Annotated in this window: 17 protein-coding genes; 10 read left to right on the plus strand and 7 right to left on the minus strand. The window is 65.7% G+C overall.

Features of this window, described 5'->3' with window-relative positions:
- The first annotated feature begins 71 nt into the window (after positions 1–71).
- From ACTJK0_RS04645 to ACTJK0_RS04660, 4 genes are read left to right on the plus strand one after another with little or no spacing between them, the layout of a single operon-like run.
- On the plus strand, positions 72–1,034 hold the full coding sequence (locus ACTJK0_RS04645; RefSeq protein WP_440744416.1) for an aldose 1-epimerase family protein: 963 nt from the start codon (positions 72–74) through the stop codon (positions 1,032–1,034).
- A 36-nt stretch (positions 1,035–1,070) separates the two neighbouring features.
- On the plus strand, positions 1,071–2,402 hold the full coding sequence (locus ACTJK0_RS04650) for an AI-2E family transporter (RefSeq protein ID WP_440744417.1): 1,332 nt from the start codon (positions 1,071–1,073) through the stop codon (positions 2,400–2,402).
- Positions 2,403–2,405: 3 nt separating this feature from the next.
- Positions 2,406–3,644 (plus strand): threonine ammonia-lyase, encoded by a 1,239-nt coding sequence (ilvA, locus tag ACTJK0_RS04655; protein WP_110542796.1) that lies wholly within the window; start codon positions 2,406–2,408, stop codon positions 3,642–3,644.
- 8 nt (positions 3,645–3,652) lie between these two features.
- Positions 3,653–4,267, plus strand: a complete 615-nt coding sequence (locus ACTJK0_RS04660) for a rhomboid family intramembrane serine protease (RefSeq protein WP_440744418.1) — start codon at positions 3,653–3,655, stop codon at positions 4,265–4,267.
- Positions 4,268–4,395: 128 nt separating this feature from the next.
- Here the strand turns inward: ACTJK0_RS04660 and greA are convergent, their stop codons facing one another.
- The gene (gene greA / locus ACTJK0_RS04665; RefSeq protein ID WP_110542798.1) at positions 4,396–4,890 is read right to left on the minus strand and encodes a transcription elongation factor GreA; all 495 of its coding nucleotides are present in this window, start codon (positions 4,888–4,890) and stop codon (positions 4,396–4,398) included.
- Between the two features lie 149 nt (positions 4,891–5,039).
- A complete protein-coding gene (locus tag ACTJK0_RS04670; protein ID WP_440744419.1) occupies positions 5,040–5,498 on the minus strand; it encodes a DUF4307 domain-containing protein in 459 nt (152 codons plus the stop codon).
- Between the two features lie 130 nt (positions 5,499–5,628).
- Here ACTJK0_RS04670 and mca point away from each other — a divergent pair, with 130 nt between their 5' ends.
- Complete coding sequence (gene mca, locus ACTJK0_RS04675) at positions 5,629–6,534, plus strand: mycothiol conjugate amidase Mca (protein WP_440744420.1); 906 nt, start codon at positions 5,629–5,631, stop codon at positions 6,532–6,534.
- 98 nt (positions 6,535–6,632) lie between these two features.
- Positions 6,633–6,992, plus strand: a complete 360-nt coding sequence (locus tag ACTJK0_RS04680; RefSeq protein ID WP_440744421.1) for a hypothetical protein — start codon at positions 6,633–6,635, stop codon at positions 6,990–6,992.
- Between the two features lie 91 nt (positions 6,993–7,083).
- Here ACTJK0_RS04680 and trhA read toward each other — a convergent pair whose 3' ends face one another.
- Positions 7,084–7,827 (minus strand): PAQR family membrane homeostasis protein TrhA, encoded by a 744-nt coding sequence (trhA, locus tag ACTJK0_RS04685; protein ID WP_440744422.1) that lies wholly within the window; start codon positions 7,825–7,827, stop codon positions 7,084–7,086.
- Positions 7,828–7,974: 147 nt separating this feature from the next.
- Between trhA and ACTJK0_RS04690 the strand changes: the two genes are divergently transcribed.
- The gene (locus ACTJK0_RS04690; RefSeq protein ID WP_110542926.1) at positions 7,975–8,736 is read left to right on the plus strand and encodes an isoprenyl transferase; all 762 of its coding nucleotides are present in this window, start codon (positions 7,975–7,977) and stop codon (positions 8,734–8,736) included.
- Between the two features lie 239 nt (positions 8,737–8,975).
- Positions 8,976–10,394 (plus strand): PhoH family protein, encoded by a 1,419-nt coding sequence (locus ACTJK0_RS04695; RefSeq protein ID WP_440744423.1) that lies wholly within the window; start codon positions 8,976–8,978, stop codon positions 10,392–10,394.
- Between the two features lie 160 nt (positions 10,395–10,554).
- Here the strand turns inward: ACTJK0_RS04695 and ACTJK0_RS04700 are convergent, their stop codons facing one another.
- Positions 10,555–11,202, minus strand: coding sequence for a GNAT family N-acetyltransferase (locus tag ACTJK0_RS04700; protein ID WP_440744424.1), 648 nt, complete (start codon positions 11,200–11,202; stop codon positions 10,555–10,557).
- A 42-nt stretch (positions 11,203–11,244) separates the two neighbouring features.
- The gene (locus tag ACTJK0_RS04705; RefSeq protein WP_440744425.1) at positions 11,245–12,048 is read right to left on the minus strand and encodes a hypothetical protein; all 804 of its coding nucleotides are present in this window, start codon (positions 12,046–12,048) and stop codon (positions 11,245–11,247) included.
- A 60-nt stretch (positions 12,049–12,108) separates the two neighbouring features.
- On the opposite strand from ACTJK0_RS04705, the gene ACTJK0_RS04710 reads away from it, so the two are divergent.
- Both ACTJK0_RS04710 and ACTJK0_RS04715 read left to right on the plus strand, forming a co-directional pair.
- On the plus strand, positions 12,109–12,651 hold the full coding sequence (locus ACTJK0_RS04710) for a prepilin peptidase (protein ID WP_440744426.1): 543 nt from the start codon (positions 12,109–12,111) through the stop codon (positions 12,649–12,651).
- A gap of 74 nt (positions 12,652–12,725) precedes the next feature.
- A complete protein-coding gene (locus ACTJK0_RS04715) occupies positions 12,726–13,196 on the plus strand; it encodes an NUDIX hydrolase (protein WP_440744427.1) in 471 nt (156 codons plus the stop codon).
- Between the two features lie 126 nt (positions 13,197–13,322).
- Here the strand turns inward: ACTJK0_RS04715 and ACTJK0_RS04720 are convergent, their stop codons facing one another.
- Entirely contained in the window at positions 13,323–15,008 is a 1,686-nt protein-coding gene (locus tag ACTJK0_RS04720) for an MDR family MFS transporter (RefSeq protein ID WP_440744428.1), read from the minus strand.
- Positions 15,005–15,676, minus strand: a complete 672-nt coding sequence (locus tag ACTJK0_RS04725; protein ID WP_110542806.1) for a TetR/AcrR family transcriptional regulator — start codon at positions 15,674–15,676, stop codon at positions 15,005–15,007. Before ACTJK0_RS04725 ends, ACTJK0_RS04720 begins: the two co-directional genes overlap by 4 nt.
- Positions 15,677–15,750: the final 74 nt, after the last annotated feature.

A 15,750-nucleotide genomic window follows, 5' to 3' on the forward strand; every position in this document is an offset into this window, starting at 1 on the left:
TGAATAGTTAACAACAAAAAGTAACAGTGGACTGATGGAACCGAGGAGCTGCCCGTTGTACGGTAAAGCCCATGACAGCCTCTTCCGAACAGGAAATCCCCGCCTCTGAATCCGCCCGTTCCTGCGCCACCGGCCGGCAATACGAGCTTCGCCGCGGCGATGCGGTGGCGGTGGTCACCGAACTTGCCGCCGGACTCCGCTCCTTCAGCCGGGCCGGCGTCCTGCTGACCGAGACCTATGCAGATGACCAGATTGCCCCGGGCGGTGCCGGGATAACGCTGGCGCCCTGGGCCAACAGGGTGGAGGACGGGGTGTGGTTCCTCGACGGCAGGAAGCAGCAGCTCGACATCACCGAGGTGTCCCGCAACAATGCAAGCCATGGGCTGCTCCGAAACGCCGGCTATGCGCTGGTGGGGCAGTCACAGCATTCCGTGGCTCTGGAGGCCACCGTTTTTCCGCAGCACGGCTATCCCTTCCTGGTCCGGCACCGGGTGGAATACCGGCTGTCCGGGGACCTGGGGCTGGAAGTGCGCCAGACCCTCAGCAATGACGGAACGGCTCCGGCGCCATTTGTCCTGGGTGCACACCCGTACCTCAGGGTGGGGGATGCGGCGGTGGAGGACCTGCAGCTGACCGTGGCAGCCGGCACCAGGCTGGTGACGGATGAGCGGCTGATTCCGCGCAGTTCCGCACCGGTTGAGGGGGACACGGATTTCCGTTCCGGCCGGCACATCGCCGACCTCGCAGTGGACGTTGCCCTGACGGATCTCCGCTTCGACGGCGGCAGGGCAAGGCACACCCTCGCTGCGGCTGATGGCAGTGCGGTGTCGCTCTGGCAGGATCAAAACTGCGGCTACGTCCACGTCTACGTCAGCACCGTGTACCCGGGCCGGCCCCGCGCCGTGGCGGTGGAGCCCATGACCGGGCCGGCCAATGCGTTCAACTCCGGCGATGGCCTGCGGTGGCTGGCTCCCGGCGGGTCCTTCAGCGTGGAATGGGGTATCGATTACCGTCCCGGCACGGCGGCGGGGTAGTTTCCCATTGAGCCGTGGCTGGGGAAGTATTGGGATATGAAGCCAAACGAGGATGACGTCACCCTGGCCCGCCCGGTCCCCGCAGCGGCAACCGCTGCGGCTGCACCCTTGCGGGTCCTGACCGACCGTGAGCTGGACAAGGACATTCCCTACGGCATCCGCATCGCCGCCTCCTGGTCGTGGCGCCTGGGACTGATCCTGCTGATGGCAGGCATACTGGTGTGGCTGCTCAGTCACATCACCCTGTTGATCATCCCGATCATGGTGGCTGCCCTCCTCGCCGGGCTCCTCAGCCCCGTCACCACCTGGCTCAAGCGGCGCGGACTGCCCGCCGGGCTTGCCGTTGCCGCGACTGTGCTGGGCTTCATCGGCGTCATTGTCGGTGCCCTGGCCTTGGTGGGCAGGCAGCTCGCCGTCGGATTCGGTGAACTCTATTCGCAGGCGCTCGAAGGCGTGCGACAGGTCCAGGACTGGCTGTCAGCCGGCCCCCTGCACCTGACCGCGGCGCAGATCGACCAGTACGTCAAGGAAGTAACCGACGGACTGCAGAACAACAGCAGCAGCATCCTCAGCGGTGCCCTGTCCTTCGGCAGCACGGCAGGCCACTTCGCAGCAGGAATGCTGCTCTCACTGTTCATCCTGATCTTCTTCCTCCTGGAAGGTGACCGGATTTGGGCCTTCCTGGTACGGATGCTTCCCCGCAAGGCCCGGGCCGCCACATTCGGCGCGGGCCGCAAAGGCTGGGCCTCCATGGTCAGCTACGCCCGGATCCAGATGTTCGTGGCCGCCGTCGACGCCCTCGGCATTGGCGTGGGGGCAGCAATCCTCGGCGTCCCGCTGGCGCTTCCCCTTGCCGTGCTGGTCTTCCTCGGCTCGTTCATTCCGGTGGTCGGTGCCCTGCTGACCGGCGTCGTCGCCGTCCTCCTGGCCCTGGTGGCCAACGGCCCCATCAATGCCTTGATCATGCTGGCGATCGTCCTGCTGGTCCAGCAGCTCGAAGGCCACATCCTCCAGCCCCTGGTCATGGGCAAGGCGGTGTCCCTCCACCCGGTGGCAGTGATCCTGAGCGTCGCGGCCGGTTCCTACCTTGCGGGCATCCCCGGAGCGCTGTTCTCGGTGCCCATCCTGGCCGTAGCAAACTCGGCCGTTCGCTACATCGCCGCCAGAACGTGGGAACATGAACAGGTGCCGGTTATTGCCGGAAGGCCCATCACAGCCGGAACAGGCGGGGACAACACCGTGGAGGACGTTGAACCGCCGTCAGCATCCGACGCCGGTAGGGACGCGGCGGCCGGCACTGCAGCCGAACACCGTGATGCCCGCTCGTCCTCTGCGGAGGCCGCCGTGGCAGATCCCAGAGGAGAGTAGTCCGTGAAGATCCTTGAAACCCTTCCCGTCACACTGGACGATGTCCTTGAGGCGCAGAAGCTGCTTGACGGGATTATTGCGCGAACTCCCGTGGAGTCATCCCGTGCACTGGGCGGCATGGTAGGCGGGGACGTCTACTTCAAATGCGAGAACCTGCAGCGCGCCGGCTCGTTCAAGGTGCGCGGCGCCTACGTCCGGATGGCGCGGCTTTCCCCCGACGAGAAGAAGCGGGGAGTGGTGGCCGCCTCGGCCGGCAACCACGCACAGGGCGTTGCCGTCGCCGCCAAGAGTTTGGGCATCAAAGCCCGCATCTACATGCCGCTGGGCGTGGCACTGCCCAAGCTGGCCGCAACCCGCAGCCACGGCGCGGAAGTGGTCCTGCACGGGCACAACGTGGACGAAGCGCTCGCGGAAGCCCAGCGCTACAGCAACGAAACCGGTATGGTCTTCGTGCACCCCTTCGACAACGTGGACGTCGTCTCGGGCCAGGGCACCGTGGGCCTGGAAATCCTCGAGCAGGTTCCCAACGTGGACACCGTGCTCATGGGCGTGGGCGGTGGGGGCCTCCTGGCCGGGGTCGCCGTCGCCATCAAGGCGCGCGCCAGGGAGCTTGGCCGGGAGATCCGCATCATTGGGGTGCAGGCGGAAAATGCCGCCGCCTACCCGCCGTCGCTTGCTGCCGACGCCCTGGTGCCGCTCAAGAAAGTCTCCACCATGGCAGACGGCATTGCCGTGGGCCGCCCGGGACAACTGCCCTTCAGCATCATCCGGGAGCTCGTCGACGACGTCGTCACGGTCAGCGAAGACTCGCTGGCCCGAGCGCTGATCTTCCTGCTGGAACGGGCCAAGATGGTGGTGGAACCCGCAGGGGCAGTGGGCGTGGCAGCACTCATGGACGGCAAGATCGAAAACCCCGGAACCACCGTCGCGGTGCTCTCCGGCGGAAACATCGATCCCATGCTGATGCTTAAGGTGATCCAGCGCGGCCTCTCGGCCGCCGGCCGCTACATGACTGTCCGCATGATGCTTGACGACCGCCCCGGCTCACTGGCAACGATTGCCCGCATCATCGCAGAGAACGATGCCAACGTCACCGGCCTGGACCACACCAGGGTTGGCGGTTCCATCAGCATGGGCGACGTCTCCATCACCGTGAACCTCGAAACCAAGGGCCACCAGCACGGTGAGCAGGTCCTCAGCGCCCTCCGTGCCGAGGGCTTCCAGCCAATCGTCGTGCACTAGGAGCTGCGGTGGCGGGACTGATGGGTGACGGCCGGCCGGAGCGCCAGGACATTGCCTCCCGGGCGAAGGTCGGCCTGGTTGTGCTGGGCGGCTTCGTGGCCCTGCTGTTCGCCATCGAGGTGGCGAACAGCCTGATGATGGGAGCGCTCATCCGGACCTTCGGGCTGCGGCCCCGGAGCCCCGATGGGTTGCTGGACATCTTCACCTTCCCGCTGCTGCACGCAAACCTGAACCACCTGCTCTCCAACAGCCTGCCCCTGGTCATCTTTGGCTTCCTGGTGTTCCTCTCCGGGCTCCGCGTGTTCCTCACCGCGCTGGCCTTCAGCTGGCTGGGCAGCGGGCTGACCGTCTGGCTCATCGGTAATGGTGTCACGGTGGGTGCCTCGGGCCTGGTGTTCGGGCTTTTCGCCTTCCTGCTGGTGCGCGGGTTCTTCAACCGCAGCTGGCGGCAAATCCTGCTGGCGATGGTTCTCTTCATGGGCTACGGAAGTATCCTGCTGGGAGCCCTGCCCTTCGTGGCCGGCTACGTAAGCTGGCAGGCGCATCTGGGCGGTGCCGCAGGCGGTATCCTGGCCGCCCTGTTGCTTCGTCCACGGGACACCGCGGTGGTGGGGGGAAGCTGACAGCAGGCCCCGGCGCAGGAGCCTGGGGGCAAAGCAGGTTAAGCCCAGGCAGTAGTTAAACGAAATGCGGCGGCCGTCCCAAGGGGGCGGCCGCCGCATTCGGCTTCAGTGGTGCCGGCGGGGTGGCGCTAGGCAACGTACGGCTTGGCGGAGAGGATCTCCACCGTGATGTCCTTACCGTTGGGCGCGACGTAGCTGAGGGTCTCGCCCTCCTTGTGGCCCAGGATGGCTGCGCCCAGCGGAGACTTTTCGCTGAAGACATCCAGGTCCGAGTCGCCGGCGATCTCGCGTGAACCCAGCAGGAACGTCTCCTCGTCACCGGCGATCCTGGCAACCACGAGCATGCCGGGCTCCACGATGCCGTCATCGGCCGGCGCTTCACCCACATGGGCGTCACGGAGCAGCGCCGTCAGCTGGCGGATGCGGGCTTCGATCTTGCCCTGCTCCTCCTTGGCCGCGTGGTAGCCCCCGTTTTCCTTGAGGTCCCCCTCTTGCCGCGCAGCTTCAATCTTCTGGACGATCTCCGCCCGGCCTGCGCCGGAAAGGTGGTCCAGCTCTGCCTTCAGGCGGTCAAAAGCTTCCTGGGTGAGCCAGGCTGCAGATGCGCTGTTGGTGGTAGACACGGACTTCTCCTCTAGTGGTCCTACATGCAAAAGACCCCGCCACGGTGGCCACTTGTGGAACAGTAACCAGCTCAGCGGGGTAAAGGTATCCCCCCATTGTAGTCAATCCTCTGGAGATAACCCAACAGGGAAGCGTCGCACATCACATGTCAGGAGGACGCCTCAGCGATCCAGCAGCTGTCCACCAGGCCGGACACCGACTCCGACTCCGTGCGCACGGTGACGCGCTGGGCAACTGTCCTGCCGCCGTCGGCCGTCCCATCTGCAGCCGTTGGCGGAATGTCCACCACCTTCCAGCCCACCACGGAAAATTTGGAATCCAGTGCCTTCACCGCGCATTTGACGGCGTTGGACGGTTCCCGGGTCACCTGGAAATCCACCTCGGCGAGGGTGGCGTCCGTGGTGCTGTAGCCCACGTCCTTGAACGTGACCCCCGACATTGAGTTCGAGGTGGTCACCCATGCCAGGAATCCGATCCCGGCGACCAGTGCCACGCCGATGGCAGCCCGGCCGGCGGTAGGGGAGAGCCGGCGCTTTTTAGCACCATACCGATTGGCTAGGCTAGTGTCTGCGGGCGCCGGATGGGCCGGCTGGTCCGGGGAAGTCACCAGACCAGTTTAGTGCCCTTTCTGCCGTCGCTTTGCGGTGGCTGCGGCCGCCGGATTTGCAGGGCACCCGCACCACACCGTCCACAAACTGCCTTAAGCCGCAGAAGAAGAATAAGGAGCCGTCTCCGCCATGACAGCGTCCAGCAACTCCCAGGCGCCGCTCCGGCTGCTCGCGGTCCACGCCCACCCGGATGACGAATCCAGCAAGGGCGCCGCGACCATGGCGATGTATGCGGCAGCGGGCGTGGACGTCCTGGTGGCCACCTGCACGGACGGATCCCGCGGCGACATCCAGAACCCCGCGGTGGAAGGCGAACCCCACCCCAAGCGCGACATGGCCGGTGCCCGCCGGCTGGAGATGCAGCGTGCCGCCGACATCCTGGGCATCCGCCAGCGGTGGCTTGGCTTCGTTGACTCGGGCCTGCCCGAAGGTGATCCGCTGCCGCCGCTGCCGCCGGGATCCTTCGCGACCCTGCCGTTGCACCAGGCGGCAGCACCCTTGGTCCGGCTGGTTCGCTCGTTCAAGCCGCATGTCATCCTCAGCTACGACGAGAACGGCGGCTACCCCCACCCGGACCACATCATGGCGCACAGGGTGGCGGTGGAGGCCTTTGAAGCCGCCGGTGATCCGGACCGCTACCCGGAGGCGGGGGAGGCCTGGGAGCCGAGCAAGCTGTACTACGACCGCGCCTTCAGCCCGGAGCGGTTCCGTTCCCTGCATTTCGCGCTTGAGGAAGCGGGCCTGCAATCCCCGTACGCCGAGCGCCTGGCCGCATGGCTGGAGGCCGACGCCGAAGGGCACACCCCTCCGCCGGCAAAGCATCCCACCACCACCCAGATCGACTGCGGCGACTTTTTCGAGGTGCGCGACGACGCCTTGCGGGCCCACCGGACCCAGGTGGATCCTTTGGGCTTCTTCTTTGCCGTCTCGCCCGAGATGCAGCGCCGCGCCTGGCCATGGGAAGACTACTCGCTGATCCATTCCCGGGTGCCATCCGAGCTTCCCGAAAAGGACCTGTTCGCGGGGCTAAGATAGACCCGGCAGGCTATTTCTATCCCGTGTAGAAGATAGGCGCGGCGACGGCCGGTCCCGTCCGCTTCCTGCTGCATCCGTTCCACCAGAAGGTTTCAACCGTGCATTCTCTGCTCCTCAGCCTCGCGACAACGCCCACTCCGCTGCCCACGCCCACGTTGCGGGAGGGGATTTCCGAGGACCAGGTCACTCCGGGCCTGCTGGGATTCATCATGACGGCATTCTTCGTGGTGGCCACCGCGTTGCTCATCGTCGACATGGTGCGCCGCATCCGGCGGTTGCGTTACCGCGCCCAGGTGGAGGAGGAGCGCCTGGCAGCAGCCGCTGCGGCGGACGTGGATGCCGCGGACGCGCAGGATGGGCTCGACGGCCAGGACGGGTTCGACGGCGGCACGCACCGGGCAGCGCCCGGCGGCAGTGAGGACGGCCCGGCAGGCGGGGCGCCGCGGCCGCACGAGTAACAGCCCGTTCCATCCTGCGTACTTCACCCCATGCGTTGTAAGTGCGCGCGTGGGCAACCCATGCCCCTCGGCGGGTTTGGGTGCGGGCCTGCTAGTTCAGGACTGCCAGGGCGATGGCCACGAAATGGGCTGCGAACGCGAACACGGTGAAGGCGTGGAACAGCTCGTGGAACCCGAAGTGGCTATAGCTGAAGTTGGGTCTCTTCAGCGCATAGAAGACCGCCCCCGTGATGTACAGGACGCCTCCAACGCAGATCAGGACAGCCGCGGGAATGCTGGCCTGGAAGAACTGCGGCAGATAGAACAGCGCCCCGCAGCCCAGCGCTATGTAGATGGGTACGTAGAGCCAGCGCGGCGCGTCTGTCCACAGCAGCCTGAACAGCACGCCAAGGATGGCTCCGGCCCAGATGACCCACAGGAGCACCACAGCCTGCGGGCGTTCCAGGAGTGTCCATGCCAGCGGGGTGTAGGTGCCGGCGATCACCAGCATGATGTTGGTGTGGTCCAGCCGTTTAAGGATCAGCTTCACCCTGGGCGACCAGTTGCCGCGGTGGTAGACGGCGCTGACTCCGAACAGTAGAACGCCTGTTGCGGCATAGACGGCGGAGGTGATCCTGCGGTCCGCCGTGGGGGCCAGCGCCACCAGGAGGGCCCCTGCCGCCAGGGCGAGCGGGGCCGTGACGGTGTGGATCCAGCCCCGCCACTTCGGCTTGATCATCAGCAGTTCAGCGAGTCGTACGGCTGCATCATCCACAGCGCTGGTTTCCTGGTCCGAGCCCGCGTCCGGGTCCTCCGGCTGCGGCGCGGGAATGGCCTGCTGGGAGTCGCTGTTCATGCCACCAGAATAACTTACGGAGCAGTAAGTTACCGGCGGGTAACCTCTTACAAGCCCGGCGGAACCGCACTGCAGGTGCCCGGGCGTCCTGGACGGTAGCCTAGGATGTGGATGTACGTACGGCAGGAAAGTCAGGTGAGTGGACGCGTGGAGTTGCCCGGGTTCCTCTATGGCTTCTACGAGCGCCGCCTGCTCAAGGACCTGCCGCGGGACCGGATTCCCCGGCACATCGGCGTCATGGTGGACGGCAACCGGCGTTGGGCCAAGCAGTTCAATGCCCCCACCAGCCAGGGCCACCAGGCCGGCGCGGACAAGATCCATGAATTTCTTGGCTGGTGCCAGGAGCTGGGCGTCAAAGTGGTGACGCTGTACATGCTGTCCACTGACAACATGAACCGGTCCAGCGAGGAACTGGACCTCCTGATGGGGATCATCGCCAACACGTTGGACCGGCTTGACGAGGACTCGAACATCTCAGTGCATGCCATGGGTGCTCCCGAACTGCTGCCGGACTACCTGGCCGAGCGGCTCAACAAGCTCACCGCCAGGACCCCTGTCCGGGAGAAGATCCATGTGAATGTGGCCGTGGGGTACGGCGGCCGCCGGGAGATTGTCGATGCCGTCCGCGAACTCCTGCACGACGCCGTGGCCAAGGGTAGGGACATCTCCAAGCTGGCCGATGACCTCAGCGTCGATGACATCTCCCGCTTCCTGTACACGCGCGGCCAGCCGGACCCGGACCTGGTGATCAGGACTTCGGGGGAGCAGCGGCTTTCCGGCTTCCTGATGTGGCAGAGCGCCTACTCCGAGTTCTACTTCTGCGAGGCCCTGTGGCCCGCCTTCCGCAAGGTTGATTTCCTCCGCGCCCTTAGGGACTATGCGGGCCGGCAGCGGCGCTTCGGGGCCTGAAACCCCCGGTTCATGACGGGTTCATGCACCGGCAAGGAAAATCGCCGGGAAATAGTTGCGGAAATTACCCCGAATGGATTTACGTTATAACCATCAGCAGGCAAAACCGCCGGCTGATCGGGGAGGCCAGTACATGGAGCGAAACATCGCACCGGTTGTATGGGAGGCCGGACCCGGCCTCTTGGCCGAGCCGCCTCACCAATAACAATTCCGGGCTGGTGCCCGGGGCTGGAGTCGATGTGGCTACTTCTGAAAAACTGCCCGAGGTCCTGGTTGGACAGGGCGGAAAAGCTACCTCTCGCGCCGAGCGAGCCCCCATTGAAACCGGCGCAGCAAGTGAAGCTGCGGCCGGTTTTGCTGTCTCCGGAAGGGAAGCCGACATCCACACCTTCGTCATTGACACCTCGGTCCTGATCTCCGATCCCCGGGCATTACTGCGGTTCGCCGAACATGAGGTGGTCGTGCCAGTCGTGGTCATCACTGAACTCGAAGCCAAGCGGCACGATCCCGAGCTCGGGTACTTCGCGCGCAAGGCCCTGCGGCTCCTGGACGACCTGCGGGTCAAGCACGGCGGGCTCAACCAGCCCATTCCCATCGGGGACGAGGGCGGGACCCTGATGGTGGAACTCAACCACATCTCCGCAGAGGTCCTGCCTCTGGGCTTCCGCAGCGGCGACAATGACAGCCGGATCCTCGCCGTGGCCAAGAACCTGGCCAACGAGGGACGGAACGTCACCGTTGTCTCCAAGGACCTGCCCATGCGGGTCAAGGCGTCCGCCATGGGACTGACCGCCGACGAGTACCGCAACGAACTGGTCAAGGACTCCGGCTGGACGGGCGTTGCCGAAATCGAAGCGGACGAACAGGAAATCTCCACCCTCTACGGCCACGAACCCGTCTTCATTCCCGCGGCAGCCGAACTTCCCGTCAACACCGGGCTGGTCCTGCTTTCCAACCGTGGCTCTGCCCTCGGCCGGGTGGGCGCGGACAAGCAGGTCCGCCTGGTCAAGGGCGACCGGGATGTGTTCGGCCTCCATGGGCGCTCCGCCGAGCAGCGGCTGGCCATCGACATGCTGATGGATCCCGCCGTCGGCATCGTTTCCATCGGCGGCCGTGCCGGCACCGGCAAGTCGGCGCTTGCCCTCTGCGCCGGCCTCGAGGCAGTGCTGGAACGCCGCGAACACCGCAAGGTCATTGTGTTCCGGCCCCTCTACGCCGTGGGCGGCCAGGAACTTGGCTACCTGCCCGGTTCGGAATCCGAGAAGATGAACCCTTGGGCCCAGGCCGTGTTCGACACCCTGGGCGCCCTGGTCAGCCAGGAAGTGGTGGAGGAGGTCATGGACCGTGGCATGCTCGAGGTCATGCCGCTGACCCACATCCGCGGCCGTTCCCTGCACGACGCCTTCGTGATCGTTGACGAGGCGCAGTCCCTGGAAAAGAACGTGCTCCTCACTGTCATGAGCCGCATCGGCCAGAACTCCAAGATCGTGCTCACCCACGACGTCGCCCAGCGCGACAACCTCAGGGTCGGCCGCCACGACGGTATCGCCGCCGTCGTCGAAACCCTGAAAGGACACCCGCTCTTCGGCCACGTCACCCTGACCCGCTCCGAACGCTCGCCGATCGCAGCCCTGGTGACCGAACTCCTGGAGGGCTAAAGTCCCACCTGGGCAGGGGGCCGTGGTCCAGTTCGCCGGGCCACGGCCCTTCGCCGTCGCTTAGACACCTCCCGCCGCGACGCTCCGGTCGCTGGGCGACCTGCTCGACGCTCTGGTCGGCGATGCGCTCCTACGCGAAGGACCGTAACCCGGCTTGTGATCAGGTCACCTTCAGGAACTTCGCCGCTGACTCGTGGCCCTCTACTTTCAGCGGCCATTCCGGGCGGTTGAACTTATCCGGGGTGAGGCGGACGTGCTGGAGTGTTTCGACTTTGGTGCCCCAGGCTTTGCAGGTGGTGCCGTTGGGTTCGTAGCCGAGGGAACGGGACACGCCCAGGGAAGCGCTGTTCCAGGCGGCTGCCTCCGATTCGGCAATGTCTGCGCCCAGCCAGTCAAAGGCCCAGAGGACGACGGCGGCACGCATCTCCTTGCCCAGGCCGCGGCCCTGGACGGACTGCTTCAGCCAGGATCCGGTGCTGACTGTCCTGAGGGCAGCGAAGTCTTTGGCACCAACGTCCTGGCAGCCGACGAACTGACCCCCATGCCAGATCCCGAGGAGAAGGGTCCAGCTTTCGGGGCTGCACTCCGCACGGCAGCGCCAGTACCAGCGGGCCATGTTCGGGCCCAACTCATCGTGGGGCAGTTCGGTCCAGGGTGTGCTGAACAAATTTTTGCCGGCGTGGTGGATTCCCTCCCTCGCCGCGGCAACAGCCGCCGGGATGTCCTGGTCGGTGATGGGGCGGAGCTCCAGCCGGGGAGTTTCAAGCCTGAGGTCGAACAGTGGCCAGATGGAGCTCATGGAAGTCATCCGCGAAGCCTAGCCGATCACTGCCGCGGGCATCTGTCATGCTCAGGCCGGGATGTCCCAGCTGATATGCCTGCGGACGTCCGTCAGGTTCATGGACTCGGCCAGGAAGAGGTCATCGAGCATGTACTCGTCAACGGCGATGATGCGGATCCAATGCCCGTATTCTTCGGTTGCCTGCTCCAACGATTGGCTGGACACGCAGACCCCGGTGGCTGCGTCGAGGCGGAGGCGGGACCTGCCGGGAAGGCAGAGGGGAGTGGCGGGGTCCGTGGGCCGGTAGGCCACGTTGGGGACTGCGACCGCTTCCAGGACAGGACGTCCCTCGTGCTCGGTGTACCGGACTTCCCTGAGGTCCAGGGCGTTGCTGCCAGGGAACTCGATGGGCACGGGGGCGTTGCCTGCAAGCTCCACGGGGTCCAGTGCAGCCGAAAACCGGCCGTTGCCGAACCCCGGCTCACCATAGGCAGCTTCCGGCCGGCGGCGTACCAGGCCCTCGCCGTCATAGACCGGGGTGACCAACGAGGGCGGGAGGAGCCAGGACTTGCGGGTGGCGCTCACATAGAAGACGTCCCTGGAATCGTTGATTCCTGTGGTGCTGTGCAGGACGAGTCCCTCGGGGCTTTCGAGGCGGAGCGCACCTGGACGGCGGAGCCACGCGCGGACGAAGGGTGCACCCACTGTTGGGCCCGAATCGAATGGCTGGTCCCAGTACTCAAACCGTAGCGACTGCCATTTCCAGGGGGAAGAGCGGCACAGGTTCCGGAAGGTGGCGGCCGGGTCCGCGGAGGCGGCAACGCCGGCAGCAGGGCCCGGAACAGGCCGGCGTCGGGAGTCCCAGGTGGACATATCCACATCTTACGCGGCGTCGTTGCGGCGGGAATGGGTGGATCCAGTAGCATCCGAGGAGTGATCGGACGACTCGGTGAACTCTGGCAGCACACCCCGCCCGCCTTCTGGCTGGTCCTGGCCGCGTGCCTGTACTTTGCGGTGATGGCAGTCCGGCTCACCATCATCGACGTCCGGCACCACCTGCTGCCCAACCGGATCGTCTTCCCGTCCTATGCCGTGGCCGGAGCGCTCCTCCTGGCGGCCGCCGCCTTTGCATGGGCCAGTCCTGAACCTGCCGGCGGGGCGGCCGGCCTCATCGCCGCACCTGCCGTCCGCGTCGTGGCCGGCGGCGCCATCCTGTGGCTCTTCTACTTCATCCTGCGCTTCATTTACCCTCCCGGCATGGGCTTCGGGGACGTCAAGCTGGCTGGAGTGCTGGGAATGTACCTTGGCTACCTGAGCTGGGGGCACCTGTTCGCCGGCACCTTCCTGGCCTTCCTGCTCGGCGGCCTGTGGTCCATTGCCCTCCTCGCGGCCCGGCGCAGCACCCTGAAGTCCGCGATACCCTTCGGCCCGTTCATGCTTGCCGGAGCCGCCGCGGCCATGCTGCTGCCTGCCTGACGGTCCAGTCCAGGGCCGGCTGACAGCAGGGAGGTTTTCCACAGGCGGCCGGGGCCATTCGGTAAGGTGGCGATATGCCTGCACCCGAATACGTCCTGAAACTGCGCAAGAAGATCGGCAACGATCCCATCTGGGTCCCCGGGGTCCGGGGCGTCGTGGTCGATGACGCCGGAAAGATCCTGCTGGCCCAGCGCTCGGACAACCGGCAGTGGGCCCTCGTCAGCGGCATGCTGGACCCGGGCGAGCAGCCTGCACGCGGGCTTGTCCGGGAAATCTTCGAGGAAACAGCCGTGGTGGCTGAACCGGAACGTGTGGTGTCCGTAGGTGCCGTGGGTCCCGTTACCTACCCTAACGGCGATATCTGTGAGTTCCTGGACGTGGTGTTCCTGTGCCGCTACGTCTCGGGCGAGGCCAGGGTCAACGATGATGAGTCCCTGGCCGTCGGATGGTTCAGCGTGGATGACCTTCCGGAACTCATGCCCGGCCACCTGACCAGCATCCGCCAGGCTCTTGCGCCCTCCGGCGCCACCTACTTCGAGCCGTAGCCGCTGCAGTAGAGGACCTTGAACGAAACAGGGCCGCCGCAACCCCCCAAAGATTGCGGCGGCCCTGTTGGTCCCTTCCCGCCGGCCCCGCCGTGCGTCGGGGCCAAGCAAGTCGTCCGACGCCGGTCAGCGGCCCTGGGAAACCAGCTCGCCGTCGTCGTCCTTCACAGTGTCACCGTCACGTCCGGTTTCCGCGTCGCCGGCACCAGTGCGGGCGAGCCCGGCGGCCAGCCGCTCCGCTTCCTCGCCCCCCACGGCTTCGCCGCGTGCCACCATGCCGGCGGTGTCCGACAGCGGGATCTGCTTCAGCGTGATGGCCAGGAGCAGCGCAACGGCGATGAACGGCAGCAGGTACCAGAACACCGGTGCCAGCGAATCGGCATAGGCATTCACGATCGCGTCCCGCAGCTGTTCCGGGAGCCGGCTGAGCGCCTGCGGATCCAGGGTCCGGGTGGACTGTCCGGCCTGCTCGGCGGAAGCTCCCGCCCCTGTGAAAGCGTTACTCAGCGCCCCGGAAAGGCGGGTGGTGAAAATTGAGCCGAACACCGCAACACCCATGGCGGCCCCCACCTCACGGAAGTAGTTGTTGGTGCTGGTGGCGGTACCGATCTGGTCCGCCGGCACGGAGTTCTGGACCACCAGGACCACCACCTGCATGATCAGGCCCAGGCCGGCTCCGAAGACGAAGAGCTGGAGGCAGATCACCCAGATGGGCGTGCTGGCCGCGAGGGTGGTCATCCACAGCATGGCGGCCATGGTCAGCGCGGCCCCCAGGATGGGGAACAGCTTGTACTTGCCGGTTTTGGAGATCCGGATGCCGGAGTAGATGGACGTGCCCATGAGGCCTGCCATCATCGGCAGCATCAGCAGGCCGGATTCTGCAGCCGACGTGCCCGAGGACATCTGCAGGAAGGTGGGGACGAACGCGATCGCGGAGAACATGCCCAGGCCCAGGGTAAAGCCGATGGCGGTTGCGTTGATGAAGATCCGGTTCCGGAACAGGCTCAGCGGAATGATGGGGTCCTCTGCCCGGCGTTCCACCATCACGAAGGCGGCTGCCGAGACCAGCAGGCCGGCGCCGAAGGCCCACGTGAGGGGTGAATCCCAGCCCTCATCCTTCTTGCCGCCAAAGTCCGTGAAGAAGATCAGGCAGGTGGTGGCGGCGGAGAGCAGGAAGACACCGGGGACGTCAATCCGCTTTTCCGCTTTTTTGTTCGGCAGCGTCAGGGCGAACCAGGCGATGGCGAACGCGGCAAGGCCGACGGGAATGTTGATGTAGAAGGCCCATTCCCACGTGAGATGGTCCACGAAGAAGCCGCCCAGGAGCGGGCCGGCGACGGCGGAGAGGCCGAAGATGGCGCCGAGCGGTCCCATGTATTTGCCGCGCTCCTTGGCGGGCACGATGTCGGCGATGATCGCCTGGGAGAGGATCATGAGGCCGCCGCCGCCCAGGCCCTGGATGGCTCGGAAGATGACGAAGCCCCAGAAGTCGGTGGCGAGGGCGCAGCCCACGGACGCCAGCGTAAAGAGTGCGATGGCCACCAGGAAGAGGTTGCGGCGGCCCAGGATGTCACCGAACTTGCCGTAGATGGGCATCACGATGGTGGTGGCCAGCAGGTAGGCGGTGGTGATCCACGCCTGGTTTTCCACGCCGCCCAGCTTGCCCACGATGGTGGGCATGGCCGTGGAGACGATCGTCTGGTCCAGGCTGGAGAGGAGCATGCCCGCAATCAATGCGGAGAAGATGGTCCAGATGCGTTTTTGGGTCAGCAGGAGCGGTCCTGCGGGCGCCTTGGCGGTGGCGGTACTCATGATTGTCCTTTTGCGGCGGTGGTATCCGTGGTGTCGAACGGTTGTGAAAACAGGACGCTGGCGGCGGAAATGTTCTCCAGCAGCAGGTCCGGGTAGCTGCGGGTGTTGCCGTCGGAGAAGTAGGCCATGCTGCTCTTGCGGGCGATCGTGCTGAGCAGCACCACGGCCATCTGCACCACCGGGTGGTCGGCGGCCACTCCTTCACGCCGGGCGACGTCCCGGGCGAACTGGGCCTCGCGCTGCTCCGTGACTCCGATGATCTTCAGGATGAGCTGCGGTTCCTTGTGGACCACGCCGATCAACTGCCGGGTTTCCTCCTCGGACGCGGTCATGCCCTCGGCAAGCCGGAGCGAAAGCCGGACCAGGTCGCGGAACAGGGTGGGGGAAATGTCGCCGGCGGGAGAGTCCGCCCCGCCGGCGATGAAGTCCTCGATCACGTCGGCAGGAATATCGTCCCCGGCGTGGCCGATGATGGCGTCTTCCTTGGTGGGGAAGTAGTTGAAGAAGGTCCGGCGGGAGATCCCCGCGGCGTCGCAGACTTCCTCCACGGTGTAGCCGTTGAGGCCGCGTTCGGCCGTGAGGGCCCTGGCTGTTGCCGTGATGGCGCCGCGCGTGGCGGCACGTTTCCGCTGACGCAGCCCGGAGTCCAAATTTGCACTATCAGTCACGCAGTAAAGTTTTGCACTGAATTATAATTAGTGCAACTTTCTGGATGAGCCCACGCTCAGGCGAGCCCTGGGGC

Source organism: Paenarthrobacter sp. 22069, assembly GCF_052046035.1.
Taxonomy (GTDB): domain Bacteria; phylum Actinomycetota; class Actinomycetes; order Actinomycetales; family Micrococcaceae; genus Arthrobacter.

Bases quoted from the DNA above. Each gene is read 5' to 3' on its own strand.
- ACTJK0_RS04645 (WP_440744416.1), top strand. From the start codon at position 72: ATGACAGCCTCTTCCGAACAGGAAATCCCCGCCTCTGAATCCGCCCGT.
- ACTJK0_RS04650 (WP_440744417.1), top strand. From the start codon at position 1,071: ATGAAGCCAAACGAGGATGACGTCACCCTGGCCCGCCCGGTCCCCGCA.
- mca (WP_440744420.1), top strand. From the start codon at position 5,629: ATGACAGCGTCCAGCAACTCCCAGGCGCCGCTCCGGCTGCTCGCGGTC.
- trhA (WP_440744422.1), bottom strand. From the start codon at position 7,827: ATGAACAGCGACTCCCAGCAGGCCATTCCCGCGCCGCAGCCGGAGGAC.
- ACTJK0_RS04700 (WP_440744424.1), bottom strand. From the start codon at position 11,202: ATGACTTCCATGAGCTCCATCTGGCCACTGTTCGACCTCAGGCTTGAA.
- ACTJK0_RS04705 (WP_440744425.1), bottom strand. From the start codon at position 12,048: ATGTCCACCTGGGACTCCCGACGCCGGCCTGTTCCGGGCCCTGCTGCC.
- ACTJK0_RS04715 (WP_440744427.1), top strand. From the start codon at position 12,726: ATGCCTGCACCCGAATACGTCCTGAAACTGCGCAAGAAGATCGGCAAC.
- ACTJK0_RS04720 (WP_440744428.1), bottom strand. From the start codon at position 15,008: ATGAGTACCGCCACCGCCAAGGCGCCCGCAGGACCGCTCCTGCTGACC.